We start from the raw sequence: 22388 nt of genomic DNA, 5'->3' as shown, positions 1-22388 counted from the left end.
TATTTTCACGGGTTTCAAAGGCGTACGTAAACTCTTACGGGATATACCCCACCTCTATTTGTCTGAGATTTTCTACTTCTAGGGTTTCTCAATACTCTGCCTGCATGAGATGCAGTCAGGCTGTTGAGAAAGAGGATTTTGACCCAAATAGAGAAGCATACGGAGGTGGGGTATCCACTGGAGAAGCGATAGCGGCCGCCTTTGTCTTCGGGAAATGTCCGCTACTAAGCGGCTTCTAATCAAATTTCCCGATGACAACAGCGGTCGGAAGTGGATACCCTACCCCATCGTAACCTCTATAATCCTGTTTGACCACTTTCTCAACACTCTGCCTGCATGGAATGCAGTCTTAATTGGAAAGCCGCATCCCGGCTGTGCGGATCGCAGCAACGATCGCAGCGCAGGGAATGCGGCTTTTTGCTGCCTCGCTTAACGCTTGCCCGGGTCGTACGGCTCACCGAGCGACGCGGGGGGATAGGCGCGGCCGACGGCACCCGTCAGCACCAGAATCGTAAGAATGTAGGGGAGCATGTAGATAAACTCCATCGGAATTGCTTGGGAGACCGGGAACAGCTGCACAAAGTTTCGGATCGCTTGCGCGAAGCCGAAGAAGATCGCCGCTCCCAAGGCGCCGTACGGATGCCATTTGCCGAAAATCATCGCGGCCAGCGCAATGAAGCCCTGCCCCGAAATCGTGTTGTGCGAGAAGTTGCTCGTCGTCGTGAGCGTGATCGTCGCGCCGCCGAGCCCGCCTAACGCGCCGCTCAGCAGCACCCCGATATATCGCATGCGGGTAACGTTCACACCGAGCGTGTCCGCGGCTCCCGGATGCTCGCCGACCGCGCGCAGGCGCAGCCCGAACGGGGTTTTGAACAGCACGTACCAGCCTAGAGCGACGGCAGCCAAGGCCAAATACGTCGTCGGGTAAGCGGTGAATACGCCGTAGCCAAGCAGTGGAACGGACGCCAGTCCGGGAATGGCGACATTGTGAAACACGGCGTTCAGCGTTTCCGTCTGTCCGGAGCCTGCGAACAAAATTTTGACGAGATAGACCGTAAATCCGGCGGCCAGAAAGTTAATGACGACGCCGCTGACGACTTGATCGGCTTTGAAGGTGATCGAGGCGACCGCGTGAATGAGCGAGACGAGCATGCTGATCAGGATGGCCGCCAAGAGGCCGATCCAAGGCGCGCCGTCCGCGAAGCCCGCCTGCTCGGCGTACCAGGCCGCGACGGCGGAGGCGAATGCGCCGGAGATCATCAGGCCCTCCAGGCCGATGTTGACGACCCCGGAGCGTTCGGAGAAGATGCCGCCCATGGCCGTAAAAATAAGCGCGGTCGAGAAGACGAGCGTCGTATGGATTAACTCGCCGAGAATGCGAAGCGCATCCATCCGCTTAGGCCACCTCCCCCGGCTTGCGCCCGGCCCGCAGCGGCTTCAATAGCCAGCGGATGATCCCGTGCGAGGCGACGAAGAAGATGACGGTGCCGATGATCACGCGGATGATTTCCGGCGGCACATCCGCGCCGAAGCTCATCCCGGCCGAACCGTACGTCAGCGTGCCGAACAAGACCGCGGCGAGCACGACGCCGAGCGGATGGTTGCCGCCGAGCAGCGCGACGGCGATGCCGTCGAAGCCGTAGCCGGGCGATGCGGCGCTGATCACTTGGTAGTGGAAGACGCCGAGTACCTCGAACACTCCGGCAAGCCCGGCGAAGACCCCGCCGATAAACATCGACCGCACGATGCCCGCGTTCACGTTCATCCCGGCGTACTCCGCCGCAGACGGGCTGTGTCCGACTGCGCGAAGCTCGTAGCCTTGGCGTGTCTTCCACAGGAGGACATAGAACGCGACGGCGGCGAGCAGCGCAATCGGAATGCCGAGATGCAGCCGGGCGTTGCCGAATATCGCGCTGAGCGCGTTCAGACTGATCGAGGCGGTGTCGTGAATCAGATGCGAGCGCTGCTGGCCGGGCTGAAGCAAATAGCGGCTGATAATGTAATTGCCGAAATACAGCGCAATCCAGTTCAGCATGATCGTCGTAATCACCTCATTGACGCCGCGCCGCGCTTTCAGGTACCCGGCGATGCCTCCCCACAATCCCCCGAGCACAGCCCCTGTTACGATGGCAAGCGGCGCATGAAGCCAGAACGGCAGGGTCAGCTTGACGCCGATCCAGGTGGCCCCGGTCATGCCCATAATAAACTGCCCTTCGCCGCCAATATTAAACAGACCCGTCCGGAACGCGAAGGCGACCGACAGCCCGGTCAGCAGGAGCGGGGTAATCTCGCGGACGGTCTCTCCGATGCTGTACGGATCGCCGACGACCTTCTCGATCAGCGACGCGTAGGCGGAGAGCGGATTATAGCCGCCGGCCAGCATGATCAGGGCGCCGACCAGCAGCCCAAGCACGATGGCGACCAGCGGAACGAGCGCCGAATCCTTGGTCATGACACGAATGGCTTTAGCCATGCTTTTCACCTCCGGAGGTTGAAGGAGCTGCCGCTTCGGCAGCGCGCCCGGAGCCGGACATCATCAGCCCGAGCTCGCGGTCGGACGTGTGATCCGGGTCGGTTTCCCCGACGATGCGGCCTTCATAGATGACGGCGATGCGGTCGGACAGCTTCAGAATCTCGTCCAGCTCCAGCGAGAGGAGCAATACGGCTTTGCCTTTGTCCCGCTGCTCCAGCAGGCGCTTATGGATGAACTCGATCGCTCCGACATCGAGCCCGCGCGTCGGCTGCGCCGCGATCAGCAGATCCGGGTTCAGATCGATCTCGCGCGCGATGATCGCCTTCTGCTGGTTGCCGCCCGACAGCGACCGCGCCGGAGTGCGGAGGCCCGGCGTCCGCACGTCGAATTCGGCGATCAGCCGCTGCGCCTGACGGTCGATCGCGGCATAGTCGAGAAAGCCTCCGCGGTTGTAGGCGGAGGTATAGTATGTCTTGAGCACCATGTTCTCGCTCATCGAGAAATCCAGCACGAGCCCGCGCTTATGCCGGTCCTCGGGGATGTGCCCCAGCCCCGCCTCCGCGATGTCGCGGGGCGAGCGGTTCGCGATCTCCCGGCCGCCGAGCGCGATGCGGCCGCCGTCGATCCCGCGCAGCCCGGTCAGCGCTTCGATCAGCTCGCTCTGGCCGTTGCCGTCGACGCCGGCGATACCGAGAATTTCCCCGGCGCGCACCTCGAAGGTGACGCCGCTGAGCACGGACAGGCCGCCGGGCCCTCGGGAGGTCACGTTCTCTACGCTCAGGACCGGCGCACCAATGGCGGCAGGCTTCTTATCGAGCCGGAAGGAGACTTCCCGGCCGACCATTTTGGCCGCAAGCTCGTCCGGGTTCGTGTCCTTGACGGCGAGCGTATCGATGACCTTGCCGCGGCGGATGACGGTGACGCGATCCGCGATCGCCATGATTTCCTTCAGCTTGTGCGTGATCAGAATGATCGACTTGTCCTCGGCCACCAGCTTGCGCATGATGTCCATCATCTCGCGAATTTCCTGTGGCGTCAGCACAGCGGTCGGCTCGTCGAAAATGAGGATGTCCGCCCCCCGATACAGCGTCTTCAGGATTTCGACGCGCTGCTGCATGCCGACGGAGATGTCTCTTACCCGCGCACGCGGATCGACGCGCAGTCCGTATCGGGCGGACAGCTCGGACACTTGGCGCGCCGCTTTTCCGTAATCGACTTGGAGTCCCTGCCTCGTCTCCTGCCCGAGAATAATATTTTCCGCCACCGTGAAAGGCTCCACGAGCTTAAAGTGCTGGTGCACCATGCCGAGACCGAGCTGAATGGCCGTTTTCGGATTGACGATCGCCACCGGCTCGCCGTTGATGAGGATTTCCCCCTCGTCCGGCTGATACAGTCCGAACAAAATGTTCATCAGCGTCGATTTGCCTGCACCGTTCTCGCCGAGCAGGGCGAGAATCTCGCCTTGCCGGAGCGTCAAGCTGATACCGTCGTTGGCAACGATGCCTGGAAACCGCTTGGTGATGCCGCGCATTTCCACTTTCACGCCGCTCATTTTTCGGGAACCTTGATTTCGCCTTTAATGATTTTTTGCTTATAGTCCTCGACCTTCTTGAGCACGTCCTCCGGCACGTTCTTCTTCGACGTGTCCGGCAGGCCGACGCCGTCGTCCTTGAGGCCGAGCACAATTGTTTTGCCGCCCTCGTATTTGCCGGCGATCAGATCGTTCGAGATGCGGTAGACCGCCTGATCGACGCGTTTGATCATCGAGGTCAACGTCACGTCGTCGCCGAACAGCTTCGACTGGTCTTGATCGACGCCGATGACCCATACCTTCTTGCCGGCCTTTAGCCGGTCCTTGGCTTCGTTGAACACGCCACTCCCCGTGGCGCCCGCCGCGTGAAAAATAATATCCGCCCCGTCGTTATAGAGCGTGGAAGCGGCGGCTTTGCCGAGATCGGACTTGTCGAACGCACCGGTATAATTAATCGTCAGTTTGGCGTTCGGATTGACCGCAGACACGCCGGCCTTAAAGCCGGCTTCGAAGCGCTTGATGACCGGAATGTCCATTCCGCCGATAAAGCCAATTTTGCTTGTCTTGGTCATCAGACCCGCAACGACGCCGACCAGATAGGAGCCTTCGTTCTCCGCGAACGTGACAGACTCCACGTTCGGCGCGTCGACGACGTTATCGATAATTGCCAGCTTGGCGTTCGGATTTTGCGTCGCCACCGTCTTCATCGCATCGCCGATGATGAAGCCGATCCCCCACGTCAGGTTGAAGTTGCCCTTCACCATTTGGGTCAGGTTCGGGATGTATTCCGAATCGCTCTTGCTCTGCAAATATTTCACCTGTGCCCCGGTATCTTTCGCAAGCCGCTGCAGCCCTTCCCAGGCGCTTTGGTTAAAGGAGTTGTCGTTAACCCCGCCAATGTCCGTGACCATGCCGATATTGAACTTCGCTCCCGCCAGCTTGTCGCCGCCCGCCGCCGGCGCGCCGCCGGCTCCCGCGTTGTTAGGCGGCGCGGGCTTCTGGCCGCATCCGCCGAGCGTCAGCCCAACCGCCAGCACACCGATCATGCCAAGGGATATCCATCGTTTCATAGTTCATCCGTCCTCCCGTAGTGGAATGCCAAATAAGCAAAGCTTGGGGTATAGTATTCTCCAAGCTTTGCTTCCTTATGTCATTGCTGGAAAACGGACGGGTGGCCGAAAAAACATTACCCGCTAGTCCTTACCGGAAAAAGGCGCTTCGCCCGTCAGGGCGATGAAGTTCTGCGCCGCCTTGGACAAGTAATGGTCCTTGAGCCAAATCAGCACGGATGACGAGACGATATGCGTTCCTGCCAGCTCATACACCATCACGTCGAAGCCGCGGTGCAGTTGGAGCACTGATTCCGGCACCAGCGTGGCGGCGAAGTCCGAGGAGACCAGCTCCAGCAGCATCGCGATGTCGGAGCATTCGGACAAGACGTTCGGCTTCACCCCGTGCCGGGCGAACTCCTCCACGATCATTCGGTACACGCCGAGTCCTTCCGTGCTGGGGAGGATCAGCGGCTCCTGCCCGATCTGTTCGAACGAAACCGCCTTCCCGTCCAAGGGACTGCGGCGCCGGGAGGTGACGTAATAGAACCGCTCTTCCCGCAAATGCCGGATCGAGAAATCGCCAAGGTCGAGCGGAAACCGGACAATCGCCAGCTCGATTGCCCGTTCCTTGACCAGCTTGCAGAGCTGGGCCGATTCGTTCTGTTGAATTTTGTACGTGATCGCCGGAAACTTCTCGCGGAACTTCCGAAGCAGCTCCGGCAGCCTTCCGTCCGATAACGTGTTGACCCCGATGCTTAGCTTGCCGATCAATCCGCTTCCGGCTTCTTTGACTTCAATTTGCGACTCCTCGAACAGCTTCGTGATGTGCAAGGCGTGCTTGTACAGCAGGCGCCCCGCTTCCGTAAGCTCTAGCTGCCGTCCCTGCCGCTCCAGCAGCGTCACGCCAAGCTCGCGCTCCATCAGATGAAGCTGCTGGCTGAGCGGCGGCTGGGCCATATGGAGCCTTTTGGCCGCCGCCGTAATTTGCCGTTCCTCCGCAATCGCAATGAAATAGCGAAGCTGCCTGATGTCCATCCGGAACCACCTGCCTAACTATATGATAATCATATGGAAAATCAATAATTTTAATATTTTTCGTATAGATAAAGCTCATGTTAGCATAAGAAGCAAAGAAGCAAAATAGGAGGCAGGAGTGGACCGATGCGATGGATGTATTTGGTGTTACCCGTCATGCTGCTGACCGGCTGCCAGGAGTCTGCGGAAGCGCCTGCAACCGGAATCGTTCAAGTCGAACCTAAAGGAGATGTGAAGCAGATGAATGAAGCGCTGATCGCTGCCGCGGAGCGCGGAGATACGGCTGAGCTCCGGAGGCTGCTCAAGGCAGGAGCGGATAAAAACGCGAAGGACCCGCAGGGCCGCACACCGATGATGGCGGCGACTTACGCGAACAAGCCGGAGGCGGTGAAGCTGTTGATCGAGGCGGGAGCGGACGTCAACGAACGCGACAACCGGCTGAACAATCCGTTCCTGTATGCCGGTGCCGAAGGCTTGCTGGACATTTTGAAGCTGACGATCGAGGCGGGGGCCGACCCGAAGCTGACGAACCGTTATGGCGGCACCGCGCTCATTCCCGCCGCCGAGCGCGCACACTTGGACGTGATCCGGGAGTTGTTGACGCGGACCAAAGTCGATGTCAATCACATTAACAACTTGGGCTGGACGGCGTTGATGGAAGCGGTGGTGCTCGGCAGCGGGGGCGAGAAGCATCAGCAAGCCGTCCGGCTGCTCGTGGAGCATGGGGCGGATGTGAACATCCCGGATAAGGACGGCGTGACGGCGCTTGCGCATGCGAAGCAGCGCGGGTTCGGCGAGATTGAGCAAATTTTACGGAAAGCAGGGGCGAGCTAGCCCCTTTCTATGCATTTGGGAGGAAACATCATGAGAAAGCTTGCCCTCGGCGGCAGCTTAAGCACCTTGCAGTGGTTTATGTTTTTGCTTGCGAATTCGATTGCTTTGCCGGTCGTCATCGGCGGTATGTTTCATTTGCCGCCGGAGGAGATTTCCTCGCTGATGCAGCGGACCTTTCTGGTCGTCGGCCTCAGCTCGTTTCTGCAGGGCTGGATCGGCCACCGGTACCCGATTGCCGACGGTCCTGCTGGCTCATGGGTCAGCGTCTTCGTCATCATGGCGGACGTGGCCGTCAAGCAAGGCGGGAATGCGCAGGACATGCTGCCGCTGCTCGAGGGAGGCGTCGCCATCGCCGCTCTGCTGCTGGCCATTCTGGGCCTGACCGGCTGGGTCCACAAGCTGCTGTTTTTGTTCACCCCGCTTGTCACGGGAACGTTCTTGTTCCTTCTGGCTTTGCAGCTTAGCGGTGTATTCATAAAAGGCATGCTCGGATTGCAGGGGGCGGCCGTTCGTCCGGACCCGGCAACGGCGCTGGTGTCCATCGCCATCTTCGGCCTTGTAGTCCTGCTGTCCGTCAAAGGCCGGGGCTGGGTGAAGCAGTATGCCGTGATGATCGGCATTATCTCCGGCTGGGCCGGTTACGGACTGCTCGGCCTTAGCGCCGGATCGCCGGCCGCCGCAGCTCCGCCGGTTCAACTGCCGGAGCTCTTCGCTTGGGGAGCGCCGCAGTGGGATGCGGGAATCGCGTTGACCGCAGCGTTATTCACGTTTATCCTGCTGTCCAACACGATCGCCGCCGTAACGGCGGTTCGCGATGCGATGCCGGAGCCCGCCCGGGACCCGAAGCGGACGCTGAACCGCGGCGTCTTCGCGGGAGGCTTGTCCCACGGCATCGCCGCTCTCTTCTCGACGATTGCCGTCGTTCCGCTGCCGGTCACGGCGGGCTTTATCCGCATCACGGAGCAGACCCGGCTGCGCCCGTTTCTCGCCGCCGCGCTGCTGTTCGCGGGGATTTCTTTCGTCCCCGCGGCGGTACGGGCCGTCGCCATGCTTCCCGGGCCGGTAGCGAGCGCCGCGCTGCTTGCTTCCTTCGTGCAAATGATCGTCATCGCCATGCAGTCGATCTCGAAGGAAGCGCTGGACCTGCGTCGGTTGACGATCTTCGGCATCACGCTGGTGTGCAGCGCCGGATTAATGTCCTTGCCTGCGGAGGCCTTCCAGGGGCTGCCGCCGATGCTGGCGTACGTGTTCGGCAACGCGCTGCTGTTCGGGACGATGCTGGTCACGCTGCTTGAGCAGTTATGGAGGCCCTCGGAGGCGGGAGCCAAGCCCCCCGGCTTCCACCGCGATAGTCTATAAAATCGCTTTGCACGTATATATGGTAAAAAGCTCAAAAGGAGCCGTTTTCCATGGAAACAAGCGATTTTCGGGAGATGCCGCAGGAGGAGCGGCTGCGCCATGTCCAGAGCATTCTGGCACGGTACCATGCCGCACGGGAGAAAAGCCCGTATCTTGAAACCTACAAAGAAGCGGAAGCCGGTTATTGGTATCCGCTATTGTCCGTGCTGGATGCGGCGTTAAGAAGCGGGAACAAGAAGGTGCTGGACATCGGCACCGCCTATGGAACGCTCCTGCTGTACAGCGTCTTGTGGGGCAACGAAGGGTTCGGCATCGATATGACCGACGCCTATTGGTCCAAGGAGCTGGAAGCGGAGTATCCGATCTCGTGGTCGAAAACGAACATCGAAGCCGAAGCGGTGCCTTGGCCGCATACGTTTGACGTCGTCATTTTCACGGAAGTGCTGGAGCATATGAATTACAATCCGGTCCCGGTCTTTCAAAAAATCCACCAATGTCTGACTCCCGGAGGCCTGCTGCTGATCTCCACCCCGTGGTCGAGACATTATACGCCGAACCATTGCTGGCCGGACGTGTTCGCCTTGCCCTATTACAAGGAAGGCGGCGCGTTCGTCGACGCCGAATGCAAGTACTATACGATTGACGAACTGGTGGCGCTCAGCCTGCATACCGGGTTCGCGATCCAATTTCTCCAGCTCTACCAAGGGCATTTGCTGGCAGGGCTTGTGAAATAAGAAAGGACGGAGGTCGCGCGCCTCCGTCCTTGCCGTTTCTATTCGTTCAAATAAGCGTTCAGCATCCAGACATGCTTCTCCAGGCGCGTCTTCAGCTCCAGCAGCATATCGTGGGTGCCTTCGTCGCCTTCCTGCTCCGCAAGCTCCATCGCTTCGCCCGTTTCTTCGATCACCATCGAGAAGTCGTCGCGCAGGCACTGCACCATGTCGCTTGCCGAGGCGAACGCCTCGTGCTCCTTGATCGTGGCGGCTGCGGCAATCTCCTTCGTCGTCGATACCGGCTGGCCTCCGACCGACAGCAGCCGCTCCGCGAGCTGGTCCATCGTCAGGGCCGCTTCTTCGTACAGTTCTTCGAACTTCACATGCAGCGCATAGAAATTCGGGCCCTTCACATACCAATGATGCTGGTGAATTTTGATATGGAGCACGGCCCAGTTGGCGACCTGCCGGTTAAGTAGCGCATGCAGTCCGGTTGTTTTTTTCGTGTCCTTCGCGTTCTTGGCCGGTTTCGTTTCCTTTTCCTTCTCCAATACGTTAGCCATAATGGATTACCTCCGCTTCGTGATGGATTGTCCTGCCTGTGCCTTCTTACCCCGCCGCAGCGGCAGATGAAACACGACCAGATTTGCTTAGGGCCTCAGGTTTCAAGCAGGACCGTGCCGGGTAAAAACATTCCAAGCTGGGCGCGAACCGCATTCACGAAAGGGTGGAGGAGATGAACGATATGATTATTGAAATCAGTGTGGCCGTCATTGCGCTGGCCTTTGCGGCGTTGGTCGTCTTTTTGATCATGACTCTGCGTTCCTTGTCAACCGTGCTGATGCAGACCAACGAGACGATCCGGGAGCTGCAGCAGCAGGTGAACGGAATCAGCAAAGAAGCGACGGAGGTGCTGCGGCATACGAACGAAGTGACCGTCGATGTCCGCAACAAGCTGCACTCGATCGATTCGGTCGTCTACTCCGTCAAAAATATCGGCGATGCGGTACAGGAGATCACCTCCTCGATCAAGCAAGCCTCGGCCTCGGTAGCGGGGAGCATCCGCACCAAGGCGGTGAAGGAACGGCCGGCAGCCGGAGGCGGACCCGTCAAGGATAAGGTCGCGACGGTCATGCAGGCGGTGCCTGTGGCGATCGAGCTATGGCAGGCGTTCCGCAGCCGTAAGCCGCAAGCGGGGCAGCGGGCTTATCCGCAGCAGAGCTGAGCCGGGGTTCGGCCCCAGCCGGCAGGAAATTCCGGCCGAACTGTTTCAAGCTTCCGCCCCCGGGGTAAATAATAACCAAATTCGTAGAATGCAGCACGGCTCTTGGAGCAAACAAGCTGCGAACGGGGAGGAACCACGCGGGTATGATGAATAAACCACAATCGTTTCATGTCGACACGCAACGAACCGAACACGCCAATACCGTTTATTTGCACGGTGAGCTCGATTTGTCCAAAGTCTCGGATTTGCGCTGCGCGCTGGATACGTTCATCGCGGATACGAACCGCAAGCTCGTTCTTAACCTGAACGGCCTGCAATATATTGACAGCACCGGCATCGGTGTGATTGTATCGGTATTAAAAGCCCGAGACGTGCTGAAAGCGCCGTTCGAGGTGCAGGAGATTCCGCCGAAAATCAAGCGGCTGTTCGATCTGACGGGCATCACCCCGTTTTTGCATCCGAACGAGGCCGCCGGGAAGTCCCAAGCACGCGTCCATTAACGGATAGGAAAGGAAAGAAGAGACCGTATGAAACCCGAATCCCATGTTGTTAGTCTCACTGTGCCTGCGGAAGCGGAATTTATCGACTTGGTCCGCTTGACGCTTTACGGTATCAGCTCCAAGCTTGGCTTCTCTTACGAGGAAATCGAAGATATGAAGGTGGCCGTCGCCGAAGCGTGCAATAATGCGGTGGTACATGCTTATGAACCGGGCAGTCCGGGCCTGATGGAGGTCCGCTTCGAGCGAATCGAGGACGGGCTCCGCATTGTGGTCAAGGATCAGGGACCGAGCTTCGATTATGCGGAGAAGGCGCGGCGGGCCGGATCGCTGCATGATAAATCGCTGAACGACATCCATGTAGGAGGCCTCGGAATTTATTTGATGCAGGCGCTCATGGACGATGTCGAGGTCATGACGGGCATCGGCACGGAGGTCATCCTGACCAAGCGGGTATGCAGGAGCGAGGAAATGGTATGAAACTTAATTCGGAGCGATTTGCCAATGCGAGTGCCGAGGAGCTCATCGTAAGGTATCAAGAAACCGGCTGCAACGATACGGCTACGGTTCTGCTGCAGCAGTACGAGCCTATGGTCAAGATGGCGGCCGGCAAAATGTCACGCAATCGCCCCGATCTGTTCGAAGACCTGTACCAAGTGGGGCAAATGTCGGTATTGAAGCTGCTGAAGCAGTTCGATCTGTCGATGGGCGTGCAGTTTGAAGCCTATATGATGAAAAGCGTCATCGGCCATATGAAAAATTATTTGCGCGACAAATCCTGGTATGTCCAGGTTCCGAGGCGAATCAAGGAAAAAGGCAACCAGATCCAGCAGGTCGTGGACATGCTCACGGTCAAGCTGGAGCGCTCGCCCAATATCGATGAAATCGCCGCGGAGATGGAGCTGTCAGTCGAGGAAACGATCGAAATTTTGGCCGGACGCGATTATTATCACTATGTTTCGCTGGATACTCCGCTATCCACGGAAGATAACGGATCGACGATCGGCGATGTGATCGGCAGCCCGAGCGACGCTTATCTGCGGGTTGAGAACCGCCTCGCCTTGCAAGAGGCGCTCGTTCATTTGAAGCCGGAGGAGCAGCAGGTGCTGTATCTCGCCTATGTGGAAGGCCAGTCGCAGCGGACGATTGCGAATCAGCTCGGCGTTTCGCAGATGAGCGTGTCGCGCATTCAGAAGCGGGCTCTCGACAAGCTAAAAAAATATTTTACCGAGCCGGGAGCCGGCGATATCGGTCTTGGTTCATAGACTCGCCCTTTGCAGCTAAGGGCGAGTCTTTTCGTCGTTGGCGCTTCATTCGTCCTCGAAGGGAGCGTATTCGGCGATCCGCCGGCCGAGCGGCGTCGGGATGCCGTCCATGCTCACGGCGTTTTTGCTGCGCCAGTAATCGTTCAGCTCGTCGTCGCTTTTGGTCGCAGCCCACCGCTGTAGCGTATCGCGTTCTTTCTCGTACGAGTAGAAGGGAACGCTGAACCCGCAGGAGGTTTTCACGGCGTGAACGTCGACGCCGATAATTTGCCGGGCTCCGGGAAGTAGCTCGAAGCGGGGCGCCCAAGTCTCCCAGTCGGCGGTCCCGGGAAGGATGACACGACCCTTTCCGTACATTCTCAAAATGAGGGGAGGCCCTTCGAACGCAACGAACATCAGCGTAATCCGGCCATTTTCCTCCAAATGCGCGCTCGTTTCGTTCCCGCTGCCGGTCAAATCCAAATACCCTACCTCGGTCGGCGAGACGATTCGAAATACATCGTGTCCTTTGGGTGAGAGGTTCACATGGCCTTCAGCCTGCAATGGGGCGGACCCGACGAAGAAGAGGCGCTGCTTGCGAATAAACGCCTCATGCTCGGGAAGCAGGGCTGGAAACAGTTTTCCCATAGGTGAGATCTCCTTTCCTTAGTTTGCCAAGTCTCTTTGTGTAATAGTATGCGCTCTTAGAGCTTGTTTGGGAAATACGCATTACATATTCCGTTTATAGGGATTGCCTATCGTTCTTGAGGAACGCGGGCCGGGCAAATCGCCGCGGCTACTTGCGAACGGCCGTTTCAGGCGGGCGGGCTGCGGGTAATAAAGCTTAAGCAACACTTCATATTCCCAGGATAAAAGGCGGTGAAGGTCATGAAGGTCAAACACACCATCAAATGTCATGGAAGCGAAGTGCTGGTTCGCGAGGAAGGCGGAAAGTACCATTTGTCCATTCAGGCTGCAGCTAATCCGTTGGGATTCGGCAACGTATTGGAAACGTTTTCAGATAAAGAAGAAGCGATCAGGGCGGCTGAGCAATTTTGCAAAATGCTGTCGACGGCCAAAGAGCACGGCTATTACTTGGACAACGGGCATTTTGTGAAGCCGGAGCGCGAGCGTATCCCGGTTGCCTTCTGTTTAAAGGAGCATCTCACGGAAGACTTGTGGATCGAGCATCTGAACCGGGGCTGACGGCCCCGGTTGTGCTTTGTCCGCACAAGGCAAGCTCAGATAGAGGAAATAAACGCACATGATGCCCGCATCCGCGAAGCTGTGGCTCAGAACGGAGCCGGTCAGCGAGGCGTGGCGGAGACGCATCCAGCCCCAGAAGAGACCGGCGGCGAAGACGGGGAGCACCAGGACGATATTCCAAGGGCGCTCGAAGATCGGCACGATCGACAGCACGTGGTACAGACTGTAGAACAAGGAGGTCAGAAAGACAGCCATGGCGGGGCTTACTCTACCGTCCGTCAGCTTCCGTAGCACATATCCTCTCCAGTACGAGCGGGTTCAACACCAGCAGCACCAGCACCAGCCCTATCGTATGCTCCCCGGAAAAATGCCACTCCTGCAGTAACTCCTTTAGCCGTGGAATATCCAGAAATAACGGATGAAACTGGACGGCTGCGGCAACGATCGCCCCGAAAAACACCGCGCCCGAGCCGATGCCCATGAGGATATCGGTCTTTTGCCGCTGCCGCCCCCGATCGGTTTGCACCTGAGAATCGGCTCGGGCTCCCGTTCTGCGGCGTAGAACGTAGCTTCCCAAAGGAACCAGCAGCAGCCAGCCGTAGAACAAAGCGAACGTAAGCGGGACGCTGTGCATCCCCTGCAGTCCGGCCGCAATCATGACCGTCGGGCCAAGAAATAGCACTGCAAGCTTGAGTCGGTCCATAGTTTTCACCCTTCTGTTCCTGTTTCTCCGTTCATCATAAACGGCACCGCTTGGTCATGACGAGTACTAACTTAAGCTAGTACTCCTAAACGATGTCCCGTAGGATTTCGCTTTTCACTGCCGCACTCTACGGAGCGTTTATTGAGAAGGGCAGGATTAGCCGATATTCTAGAGTCATAGGGGGTGGACAATGTGGACTGCAATAAAGTGGGAGGACTCATTTTGCGTCTTCGTAAAGAGAAAGACATGACGCAGAAGGACTTGGCTGATCTTATGAATATCAGCGATAAGACGATTTCAAAATGGGAACGCGGATTAGGGTGTCCCGATGTGTCCTTGCTTGGCGGGCTATCCAAAATATTGGGAGTAAATATCGAGAAGCTTTTATCGGGGGAATTAAATCCGAATGAACAGGACAGAGGAAACATGAATCAAATCAAATTTTACGCATGTCCAAGCTGTGGCAATGTCATGACCAGTACGGGGGCCACAAGCATTTCATGCTGCGGCAGACTATTAAAGGAATTGCTTCCAATGCCGGAGAACGATGAACACAAAATCACCGTTGAGGAGATTGAAGATGATTACTTTATTACCATTCAACATGAAATGAGCAGAGATCATCATATCTCCTTTGTCGCTTATATCTCTTATGACAGGCTGCTGTTTATGAAATTGTACCCGGAACAAAACGCAGAATTACGTTTCCCCCAAATGCACGGCGGAACGCTATATACGTATTGCACCCGTCACGGATTATGGAAACATGAGAAATTGAAAAAGGGAGCAAGGAGGGTTACCTGAAGTGAAAAAAGCACTGCTTATTATCGACATGCAGGTTATGCCTTTTGTGTGGAAAGATTACGGCGGAAAAGCGATCTATCAAGAAGAACAACTGCTTGAAAATACAAAGCGCTTGATCGATAAAGCCAGGAAGGGGAATTCTCCCGTTTTCTATATCATGTATACCGAGCCGGAAGGTTCTCTAAGATCCGAGAATCAACCGTTATGGCAAGTACATGAACAGATCGCTCCCGCCGCACAAGATCATGTCATCATTAAACATCATGCGGACTCGTTTCTGGAGTCCGAGCTCCATGCGCAGCTGCGGGATCATGGTATCGACACGTTAGTGATGTGTGGCGTTCAAACCGAGTATTGTGTCGATACAACGGTGAAAAGCGCTTATTCGCGTGGCTATCAAGTAGAATTGGTAAAAGATTGCCATAGTACCTACGATTCCGATGAATTGACGGCAGAACAAATCATAAACCATCACAATTGTATTCTTACTCAATTTGCCGCAATTGTTCACTCAAGCGATGTCCGGTTTTAAAATCCGGCCGGGCGCAAAAAACGAACAAACTGTCCCTTCTTCATACAAGAGACAGTTTGTATCGCAGCAGTTTTTGAACCCGCTTATTTAGGCAATACCGCTATTGCTTCGATGACGTTGAACCTGCCGTGCGGTCGGCCTGATCGATCGCCTTGTGGGAAGTGCTCTGCGCGTTATCGAGGGCGCGGTGGCCGGCGGATTGCGCTTTCTCCAGCTTCTCTTGAGTGGCATCGGCCGCACGATCTATCGCCTGATGGGACACTTCCGCGACGCGGTCGGTCATGTCGTGCGCTTTGTCCGCCAAATGGCTGCCCTGCTCCCGCACCGCTTCGACGGTTTCGGAAGCTTTTTCCTTGCAGGCGGCCATCAGCTCCTGGCCTTTGCTCTGCAAGGTTTGCATGGCGTCCATCAGGTCGCTGCGCAGCTCGCGTCCGGATTTCGGCGCCAGCAAGAGGGCGATCAGCGCCCCGGCGGCGCCTCCGATCAACGTTCCGAGCAGCAGGTTGCTTTTGCTTTCATTGGCTGTATTTGCCGTAGTCATGCTTCATCGCTCCTTTGCATTCGTATTGGGAATCCGCTAGAGACGGTGCGACGCGAAGCTTACGCTGTGCGGTTGAGGCCTTTGGCCACGAGACCGAGCAGGAAGACGAACAACGCTGCGCCGATAATCGCAGGTACGACGGCGAAACCACCGATGACGGGTCCCCAGGAACCGAGCAGCAGATAGCCGAGCCAAGCGCCGACGAACCCGGCGATCATGGAACCGATGATGCCTCCCGGCATCGCTCCCGGCGCAAGGGCGGACCCGATCGCACCGATCACAATCGCCATAAGTAAGGTAATCAGCAAGCTTATCATCTTCTTCACGCTCCTTTGGAAGGTGGACTGACTGGCTTGCCTCTTTTTACCCTTGCATGGAAGCGATGAAACAAACGGGGCGGCAAGGGACTGCCCACTGCCTCCGGGACTACTTATATTCCTGCAAATGCTGACGGAACCGCTCGACCACCTCCGGCGTTTCGTCCAGCTTATATTTGCGGGCCGGCCGGTCGTCCGGATCGAAATCCGTATGGCTCCACCAGATGGCCGCTTTCAGCTTGGGATATTTTTTTATGTCCTTAAACATATGGTCCACCCACTGCGCTTTATCTCCGCCGACCGAGCTGGAGGCGAATTCCGTGATCATCAGCGGCTGTTCGAACCATTTGCTGTATTGAGCGTACAAGGGCGCATACAGCTCGTCGAACGTGCTCCACTGCTCGCCCGGGTAATAGGTGCCGGTATTGTAAGCGGTCAGCCCGACCACGTCCACGTAGTCGTCGCCCGGATAATAAAGCAGCGGATGATTCCACTGGAACTCGGGCTTGGATAGGTGATTCGGGTTCCATACCCACAGGACGTTATCGACGCCCTGGCTCTGGAAAGTCCGGTAAATATATTTCCAGACCTCCGTATACAGCTCCGGGTCCTTGGAGTTGTGATAGGACGAATAAGGCACCCAGTCCCCGTTCATCTCGTTGTTCAGCCGGAACAGCAGCGGATGGCCGAACGCCTTGATGTCCTGCGCGTATTTCGTGAAAAACTCGTCATATTTTCCGTTCAAAATGTCATACATCACGCTGGGATTCGCTTCGCCGAACCGCATCGTTTGCAGCGTTAACTGGACCAGGCGGTTGTCATCGTAGGCGTTTTTCAAATCGTCCGCCGGAAAGCCCGTCGATAAGGACTTGTACAGGATCAACAGACCGAATTTATAGTCCAGGTTTTGTTCCAGCGCATGAAGAATATCCATTCTTCCCGGAGCCGACCGCTCGTAAATGCCCCATTTCAGCCCGTCCGTCATGAACAGCTTGCGGTACGCCTCCGCCGTTTCCTGATTTGTTTTGAGCGGCACCTTCTTCGTCACCATGCCGAGCTCCGGCTTGTCCCCCTGAGGCGGAATGACCCGGAACGAATTCACGATCTTCTCGTCATTCGTGATGGGCCGGGCGGATTTGATCGCGATGGTGTACACCTCTTTGTCGTTCTTGACAATTTCCGCGCTGGCATAGTAGGGTTTGTCGTTCTCCACGTGCTTGAGCTTATCGCGCTCCCATTTCAGCATATGGACGGACAGGCCGCTGACCGTCTTGGTTTCGTTCTTGGTTACGCGGTGATCCTTGGTATTCTCGATAAACCGGTTGCCGTACCCGATATACGTGGCGGCGTCGGATACGGTGCCGTTGAAATTATCGTAATACACGTCGATTTGGGTCGTTTCGTCCAAAAAACGCGTTCTAATCCCGGGCCAGGAACGATCGACTTTCATTTGCTTCGGATAGCTCAGCTCATATCCGTAAGGCAAATCGGTATACGTCGCCATAGGCTCGGAAACCATGGATCGAGCGATAAAAACGCCGAGCAGAGCGACCAAGACGGCGCCGGAAATGACGTACGTTTTTTTGAGCTTCATCCGGCTCTTCCTTCCGTTGCCGCATAAAGCTTGTTAAACCGGGCGGGGAGGAGCTTGCATCCCCAATAGATGACGGCATCGGCAAGCTTGACGACACCGTAGGCGAACAGCATGCCTGCAATGACATCCAGCACCCAGTGGATCTGCAGATACATCGTCGAGAAGATGATGGCAGAGCAATAGGTCACCATGACGTATTTGAAAATACGGTCCCGCTCGCGCAGCGCCAGCAGCAGCATCGCGAATGAAATCGACGTGTGCATGCTCGGGAAGCAGTTCATGACATTCGTCAGCAAATCGTTTTCCGTGGCGAACTGGCGGCCGAGCAAATCGGGCTGTCCTTTCACCCACCACACCTCGCGCAGCAGGATCAAGTGATAGAACGGCAAAATGAGCGGAAATTGCAGCAGATGTCCCGACAAGGCGTAGGACAGCATTTTTTTCACGCTGCGGGTCCAATAGCTGCGCACGATGCAGATCCAGAGCGAGAGCACGAACCCGTAGTTGTAAATCCATACCATGGTTTTATCCAGCCTCGGATGGCTGATCGTCCGGGCCCATGCCGCATCATTGAGCGGAATGCTATTCATCATGCTGTCCCAGTTCCAGACATGAAGGTTATTCTGAAACATCCGGTAGGCTATAGACCACCAGATGCCGTTCCCGGAGCCGTAGAAATAATAGAACACGCCGAGAAGCGGAACCCCCGCCGCCAAAAATTTCATCCATTCGACGTCAACCTGATCCTTCCGCACCCCAACCAGGCAAATCAAAAGTAGAACCCAGCACTCCAAGGTCCAGCCGCCGACGGTGCCGATGCGCCAGACCAAGTAAATCGATGCTAAAATACCGCACATCGTCCAGTCGATTCCATTTGTCCATCGTCTTGACTTCTCCGACATCGTTCGATCTCCCCGACAAGGCTAACCCTGCCCTTTCTTTTCCGTATCTTTCTGTTCCCGCTTCGCTTTGTTGTAAATGTCCTGCCCTTTTTCCTGCATCGTTTTGAGAGCTTCGTCGACCGATTTTTTGCTTTCGACGACGGCTTGCACCTCCGCTTGGGCCATTTGGTCGAAGGCAGAGTAGAACGACACCGGCACCGGCTCCGCGCCTTTCGGATAGCCGTTTCGGACCATTTTCAGCATCGTGAGCGGTTCGAGGCTGCGGCCGTCCCGTTCTTTGATGTAGGCCGTTCTGGAGGACAGCTCACCCGGATTCGAGGAGACTGTCACTTTGGCTACTTCCTCGCTGTTAATATATTTGACCAATTCCCAAGCTGCCCGCTGATTGGGCGAATCGACATGGACGGCAAAAAACTTCGAAACAGACACCGCATCCGAAGCCTCCGGGTTTCTCGGATCGACCGGAACGGTCACGATATCCCAGTTGACCGGTTTGACGTCCTTGAGCGAATCCTTGGCCTGCAGAAGCGTCTCAATATAGTACGATCCCCCGATGGTCATGGCGGCTTTACCGGTGGCGAACAAGTCTTGCTTCAAGATATCTTCCATTGTCATTCCGTTGCCCGGTTCGATCGGCTTGCTGTCTTTGGCGTTATAGATTGCACCTGATTTCATGGCTTCTACGGCCAGGGTCAGCGCCTTTTTCCAGCCGTCGGATTGGAGGGTCACCGTTCCTTTCTCCCGATCGAGGATGGACAAGCCTTGGGTGGACCCGATCTCGCTCATGTATTCGTATCCGATCGGCTTGCCGCCTTTAAACTGGTAGTACGAGGCCATCCCGTAGATGCGCTGCTCTCCTTGACTGTTGGTCGGAAAACGCTTGGCAAGCGCAAGCACATCTTCCCACGTCATCTGGTTTTTCGGAAGCGGCACTCCGTGTTTCTCGAACAGATCCCGGTTATAAAACAGCGCTTGGCTGAAGAAGGAGGGGGCCAGCCCGTACAGCTTGCCGTCGCCCATGGACTTGATTTGTTCGATGACGGTCGGCATCATATTCTCGACATCGAACTTGTCCTGACGAATGACATCGTCAAGCTGAAGCAGCTTGCCGTCGCCAGCCCATTGCTCAAACAATTCGGGCGTCGGGAATAAAAGCACGTCGGGTTTTTCTTCATCAACCAATTTTTGGTATTCCTTCTTGGTGTCTTTTCCCGGATCGAAGATGCTTTGCATGGAAACCACTTGTACGTCGATGTTCGGGAATTTGGCGGAGAACAAGGTGCCATACATCTGAGAAAAATAATTTTTGTCGAAAAATAGCACCTTGATGCTCGCTTTCTCGTCCTTGCCCAGTTCCTTTAACGTTACGGAAGGCTTGCCTCCTTCGCCTCCGGCGAGCTTGTCCGAGCTGCATCCTGTCATGGTCGCGGCCAGGGATAAAGCCAGTCCCGCCGGAACCCATTTAGACCATCGTTTCATTTGCGATCCCACCCATTTCCGAAGTGTGATGACGATGCGTTTTCGTCACCCCTTCTGTTTTTTTGTAATCAAGCAGTAGACGGGGGAATCGCAAATTCGTTCCGTTAGGTGTGAATATTTCTGGAAAACAGGCGGCGGGCTTAAAATTTTTCCAGCGAAGGGAACCTTTCTTTCGTTTCTCCGTCCAATTCATTGTGAGGTGAACCCGGGTGACCTTTGAATATTTAAAATCGATGTCCGGCGGCTTGGATAAAAACGCCGTTCTTTCGGACATCATGCTGACGTACGGCGAAGACGTATGGAATTATGCCTTTTTCCTGTCGAAGAACCGGACGTTGGCGGACGATGTGACGCAGGACGTGTTCGTACGGGTGTACGAGCGGTTATATACGTTTCGCGGCGAGGCCAGCATCAAGACATGGCTGCTCGCCATTACCCGCAATCTGGTGCGCGATCACTGGCGGTCGGCGTGGATACGCCGCGTCATTCCTTTCGGTATTCTGCGCCAGGAAGGCCAGGAGCCGTCGGCGGAATCGCAGGTGATCGGCCTGCTGGCCGAGGAGGAAGTGTGGAACACGGTGCTCGGCTTGCCTTTCAAGCTGCGCGAGGTGCTGCTGCTGCATGCGCACCATCAGCTGTCTTACGCGGAAATCGCGAAGCTGCTGAACGTGTCCGAAGGTACGGTGAAATCTAGACTTTCCCGGGCGCGCGCCAAAGTATCGCAGCAGCTCGGCGAGGAGGGGAGAAAGGCATGACGAAACGGCTCGAGCCCGAACATTGGGAGAAGCATCTGACCCGGCTGCAGCTCAGGCAGGGCGGCTTTTCCAAGGAACTTATGCATAAGGTAAAGGAGCGGGTGGAGATGAAGCAGCCGCCCATCAGCAGGAAACGCTGGCTCCGTTGGAGTCCCGCGCTGGCGGTTGTGCTTGTGCTGGCGGTCGGATGGACTCAGGCGGACCGGCTGTCCGAGGGGCTGTCCAAGCTCTCCAAGCCGCGAGAGAAAGCGGCATTGGAAGCGATGGACCCGAATAAGGAAAAGAGGCTGAAAGTTTCGTATTTTCATGAAACAACATTCATGATGCAATATGGTAAAGCGTTTACGATTCGTTATCCGAACATCGAGGTCAAGGTGGAGACGGGAATCGGGAGACCTCCTTATGCCGGGATCAACCGGTCCAATCTTGAGGAGTGGATGGAAAAAGACAAGCCCGACGTGCTGTCGCTGTCGCTGTCCGAGTACGCGCAGTTAGCCAAGGAGGGCAAGCTGTACGCATTGGACGACGTGATTCGGCAGGAGGGTTTCGATCTGCAAAATATGCATGCCGGCGTCGTGGATATGCTTCGTACCGAGGGCGGAGGCAAGCTGTACGGGCTCGCGCCGGATTACGACCAGCTTGTGCTCTTCTACAACAAGGAGCTGTTTGACAAATACGGGATCGGCTATCCGAAGAACGGCATGAGTTGGGAGGAGTTGCTGCAGCTGGCTTCCCGGTTCGCGGCGGGGCCGAATGCGAAGGAGCGGGTCTATGGACTTGTCGCCCGATCTTATTTCGGTCCTTACGATTTGGTCCAGCAGGCGGGCAAAGCCAAGGGGCTCAGCATTCTCGATCCGGCGGGTAAGCAGATCACCGTAAATACGCCGGAGTGGCAGAAGATGTGGACTGCCGCCCTCGATGCGGTCCGCGGCGGGTATATTTACGAGCCGCCACCGCTAAAAGGGTCCTTTACAAGGGAAGACATGTATAAGGCCAATCCTTTCTTCACAGGGCAAGCGGCAATGGCTCTACAAAACTACAGCTTCGTCAAGGAATTGAACGAGGCTTCGTCCAGATACAAGATGTCCTCTATTCCATGGGATGTCGTGACTGAGCCGACGGACCCGTCCCGGCCGAACGAATCGTCTTCCTTCTCGGTCGGCACGATCTATGCGGTGAATGCGGCCTCCGAGAACCGGAGGGAGGCATGGGAGCTGGTCAAATTCATCAACAGCGAGGAAGCGGCCCGCAAAATGCTGACGCAAACCGTCGGCAGCAGCTCTACGCCTGCCCGTTTGTCGAGTCTCTCGGCGGTCAAGGGGCAAGAAAAGCTCGTTGAAGCGTTCACGAGCCTTCGTCCGCCGGCAGAGCCGCAGGCGACCCCGGGCGTGCCGGAGGAGTTTTATTCGACTTTTCAGGAGCTTGCGATGCAGTTGTCCAAGGATGTGCTGAATGGCAAGAAGACGGTCGCCCAGGCGACACAGGAGCTTCAAACCAGCGGACAGCAGGCGCTGATTCAGGCGAAAAACGCAGCGCAGAAGAAGCCGGCCGAAGCTAAGGCGACGGTGGGCGGCGGGACACCATAGGGGGAG

At 56.6% G+C, this 22388-nt stretch carries 26 protein-coding genes; 12 read left to right on the top strand and 14 right to left on the bottom strand.

Annotated features, from left to right (window positions below; all coding sequences use genetic code 11):
* Nucleotides 1-429: 429 nt before the first annotated feature.
* From NI000_RS25450 to NI000_RS25430, 5 genes are all read right to left on the bottom strand, one after another.
* Nucleotides 430-1392, bottom strand: a complete 963-nt coding sequence (locus tag NI000_RS25450) for an ABC transporter permease (protein WP_253414181.1) — start codon at nucleotides 1390-1392, stop codon at nucleotides 430-432.
* 4 nt (nucleotides 1393-1396) lie between these two features.
* A complete protein-coding gene (locus NI000_RS25445) occupies nucleotides 1397-2473 on the bottom strand; it encodes an ABC transporter permease (RefSeq protein ID WP_253414180.1) in 1077 nt (358 codons plus the stop codon).
* The gene (locus tag NI000_RS25440) at nucleotides 2466-4025 is read right to left on the bottom strand and encodes an ABC transporter ATP-binding protein (RefSeq protein WP_253414179.1); all 1560 of its coding nucleotides are present in this window, start codon (nucleotides 4023-4025) and stop codon (nucleotides 2466-2468) included. The genes NI000_RS25445 and NI000_RS25440 overlap by 8 nt, the downstream gene beginning before the upstream one ends.
* Entirely contained in the window at nucleotides 4022-5074 is a 1053-nt protein-coding gene (locus NI000_RS25435) for a BMP family lipoprotein (protein WP_253414178.1), read from the bottom strand. Before NI000_RS25435 ends, NI000_RS25440 begins: the two co-directional genes overlap by 4 nt.
* Nucleotides 5075-5197: 123 nt before the next feature.
* The gene (locus NI000_RS25430) at nucleotides 5198-6091 is read right to left on the bottom strand and encodes a LysR family transcriptional regulator (protein ID WP_253414177.1); all 894 of its coding nucleotides are present in this window, start codon (nucleotides 6089-6091) and stop codon (nucleotides 5198-5200) included.
* 126 nt (nucleotides 6092-6217) lie between these two features.
* Between NI000_RS25430 and NI000_RS25425 the strand changes: the two genes are divergently transcribed.
* The 3 genes from NI000_RS25425 to NI000_RS25415 are packed head-to-tail and all read left to right on the top strand — an operon-like array spanning nucleotide 6218 to nucleotide 9018.
* Nucleotides 6218-6925: an ankyrin repeat domain-containing protein gene (locus NI000_RS25425; RefSeq protein WP_375541002.1), complete on the top strand. Its 708-nt coding sequence runs from the start codon at nucleotides 6218-6220 to the stop codon at nucleotides 6923-6925.
* 30 nt (nucleotides 6926-6955) lie between these two features.
* Nucleotides 6956-8284 carry a purine/pyrimidine permease gene (locus tag NI000_RS25420; protein ID WP_253414176.1) on the top strand — a complete coding sequence of 443 codons (1329 nt, stop codon included), beginning with the start codon at nucleotides 6956-6958 and terminating at the stop codon, nucleotides 8282-8284.
* A 50-nt stretch (nucleotides 8285-8334) separates the two neighbouring features.
* On the top strand, nucleotides 8335-9018 hold the full coding sequence (locus NI000_RS25415; protein ID WP_253414175.1) for a class I SAM-dependent methyltransferase: 684 nt from the start codon (nucleotides 8335-8337) through the stop codon (nucleotides 9016-9018).
* Between the two features lie 38 nt (nucleotides 9019-9056).
* Here the strand turns inward: NI000_RS25415 and NI000_RS25410 are convergent, their stop codons facing one another.
* Entirely contained in the window at nucleotides 9057-9560 is a 504-nt protein-coding gene (locus NI000_RS25410; protein WP_253414174.1) for a Dps family protein, read from the bottom strand.
* 173 nt (nucleotides 9561-9733) lie between these two features.
* On the opposite strand from NI000_RS25410, the gene NI000_RS25405 reads away from it, so the two are divergent.
* The 4 genes from NI000_RS25405 (at nucleotide 9734) to NI000_RS25390 (ending at nucleotide 11984) form a co-directional block, all read left to right on the top strand.
* Nucleotides 9734-10222 (top strand): DUF948 domain-containing protein, encoded by a 489-nt coding sequence (locus NI000_RS25405; RefSeq protein WP_253414173.1) that lies wholly within the window; start codon nucleotides 9734-9736, stop codon nucleotides 10220-10222.
* A 146-nt stretch (nucleotides 10223-10368) separates the two neighbouring features.
* Nucleotides 10369-10722 carry an STAS domain-containing protein gene (locus tag NI000_RS25400; protein WP_253414297.1) on the top strand — a complete coding sequence of 118 codons (354 nt, stop codon included), beginning with the start codon at nucleotides 10369-10371 and terminating at the stop codon, nucleotides 10720-10722.
* A 27-nt stretch (nucleotides 10723-10749) separates the two neighbouring features.
* Nucleotides 10750-11199 carry an anti-sigma B factor RsbW gene (rsbW, locus tag NI000_RS25395; protein WP_253414172.1) on the top strand — a complete coding sequence of 150 codons (450 nt, stop codon included), beginning with the start codon at nucleotides 10750-10752 and terminating at the stop codon, nucleotides 11197-11199.
* Nucleotides 11196-11984, top strand: coding sequence for a sigma-70 family RNA polymerase sigma factor (locus NI000_RS25390; protein WP_253414171.1), 789 nt, complete (start codon nucleotides 11196-11198; stop codon nucleotides 11982-11984). The genes rsbW and NI000_RS25390 overlap by 4 nt, the downstream gene beginning before the upstream one ends.
* 45 nt (nucleotides 11985-12029) lie before the next feature.
* Here NI000_RS25390 and NI000_RS25385 read toward each other — a convergent pair whose 3' ends face one another.
* Nucleotides 12030-12611 (bottom strand): pyridoxamine 5'-phosphate oxidase family protein, encoded by a 582-nt coding sequence (locus tag NI000_RS25385; RefSeq protein WP_253414170.1) that lies wholly within the window; start codon nucleotides 12609-12611, stop codon nucleotides 12030-12032.
* Between the two features lie 240 nt (nucleotides 12612-12851).
* Here NI000_RS25385 and NI000_RS25380 point away from each other — a divergent pair, with 240 nt between their 5' ends.
* A complete protein-coding gene (locus NI000_RS25380) occupies nucleotides 12852-13169 on the top strand; it encodes a hypothetical protein (RefSeq protein WP_253414169.1) in 318 nt (105 codons plus the stop codon).
* Here NI000_RS25380 and NI000_RS25375 read toward each other — a convergent pair.
* Together NI000_RS25375 and NI000_RS25370 are read right to left on the bottom strand one after the other, a co-directional pair.
* Nucleotides 13116-13463, bottom strand: a complete 348-nt coding sequence (locus NI000_RS25375; protein ID WP_253414168.1) for a CPBP family intramembrane glutamic endopeptidase — start codon at nucleotides 13461-13463, stop codon at nucleotides 13116-13118. The genes NI000_RS25380 and NI000_RS25375 overlap by 54 nt on opposite strands.
* Complete coding sequence (locus NI000_RS25370) at nucleotides 13438-13872, bottom strand: hypothetical protein (protein WP_253414167.1); 435 nt, start codon at nucleotides 13870-13872, stop codon at nucleotides 13438-13440. The genes NI000_RS25375 and NI000_RS25370 overlap by 26 nt, the downstream gene beginning before the upstream one ends.
* Before the next feature lie 192 nt (nucleotides 13873-14064).
* On the opposite strand from NI000_RS25370, the gene NI000_RS25365 reads away from it, so the two are divergent.
* Together NI000_RS25365 and NI000_RS25360 are read left to right on the top strand one after the other, a co-directional pair.
* Entirely contained in the window at nucleotides 14065-14676 is a 612-nt protein-coding gene (locus tag NI000_RS25365; protein ID WP_253414166.1) for a helix-turn-helix domain-containing protein, read from the top strand.
* Nucleotide 14677: 1 nt separating this feature from the next.
* Nucleotides 14678-15208, top strand: coding sequence for a cysteine hydrolase family protein (locus tag NI000_RS25360; RefSeq protein ID WP_253414165.1), 531 nt, complete (start codon nucleotides 14678-14680; stop codon nucleotides 15206-15208).
* A 100-nt stretch (nucleotides 15209-15308) separates the two neighbouring features.
* Here NI000_RS25360 and NI000_RS25355 read toward each other — a convergent pair whose 3' ends face one another.
* From NI000_RS25355 to NI000_RS25335, 5 genes are all read right to left on the bottom strand, one after another.
* Complete coding sequence (locus tag NI000_RS25355; RefSeq protein ID WP_253414164.1) at nucleotides 15309-15749, bottom strand: YtxH domain-containing protein; 441 nt, start codon at nucleotides 15747-15749, stop codon at nucleotides 15309-15311.
* A gap of 59 nt (nucleotides 15750-15808) precedes the next feature.
* Nucleotides 15809-16066 carry a GlsB/YeaQ/YmgE family stress response membrane protein gene (locus NI000_RS25350; RefSeq protein WP_253414163.1) on the bottom strand — a complete coding sequence of 86 codons (258 nt, stop codon included), beginning with the start codon at nucleotides 16064-16066 and terminating at the stop codon, nucleotides 15809-15811.
* A gap of 109 nt (nucleotides 16067-16175) precedes the next feature.
* Nucleotides 16176-17660 carry a glycosyl hydrolase gene (locus NI000_RS25345; protein ID WP_253414161.1) on the bottom strand — a complete coding sequence of 495 codons (1485 nt, stop codon included), beginning with the start codon at nucleotides 17658-17660 and terminating at the stop codon, nucleotides 16176-16178.
* Nucleotides 17657-18562, bottom strand: coding sequence for a phosphatase PAP2 family protein (locus tag NI000_RS25340; RefSeq protein ID WP_253414160.1), 906 nt, complete (start codon nucleotides 18560-18562; stop codon nucleotides 17657-17659). Before NI000_RS25340 ends, NI000_RS25345 begins: the two co-directional genes overlap by 4 nt.
* Nucleotides 18563-18583: 21 nt before the next feature.
* Nucleotides 18584-20041 carry an ABC transporter substrate-binding protein gene (locus NI000_RS25335; protein ID WP_253414159.1) on the bottom strand — a complete coding sequence of 486 codons (1458 nt, stop codon included), beginning with the start codon at nucleotides 20039-20041 and terminating at the stop codon, nucleotides 18584-18586.
* Between the two features lie 209 nt (nucleotides 20042-20250).
* Between NI000_RS25335 and NI000_RS25330 the strand changes: the two genes are divergently transcribed.
* Entirely contained in the window at nucleotides 20251-20796 is a 546-nt protein-coding gene (locus tag NI000_RS25330) for a sigma-70 family RNA polymerase sigma factor (RefSeq protein ID WP_253414158.1), read from the top strand.
* Nucleotides 20793-22382: an ABC transporter substrate-binding protein gene (locus NI000_RS25325; protein ID WP_253414157.1), complete on the top strand. Its 1590-nt coding sequence runs from the start codon at nucleotides 20793-20795 to the stop codon at nucleotides 22380-22382. The genes NI000_RS25330 and NI000_RS25325 overlap by 4 nt, the downstream gene beginning before the upstream one ends.
* Nucleotides 22383-22388: the final 6 nt, after the last annotated feature.

This window comes from Paenibacillus tyrphae, assembly GCF_024158745.1.
Taxonomy (GTDB): Bacteria; Bacillota; Bacilli; order Paenibacillales; family NBRC-103111; genus Paenibacillus_G; species Paenibacillus_G tyrfis_A.
This window is presented reverse-complemented; position numbering and strand designations above follow the sequence as displayed.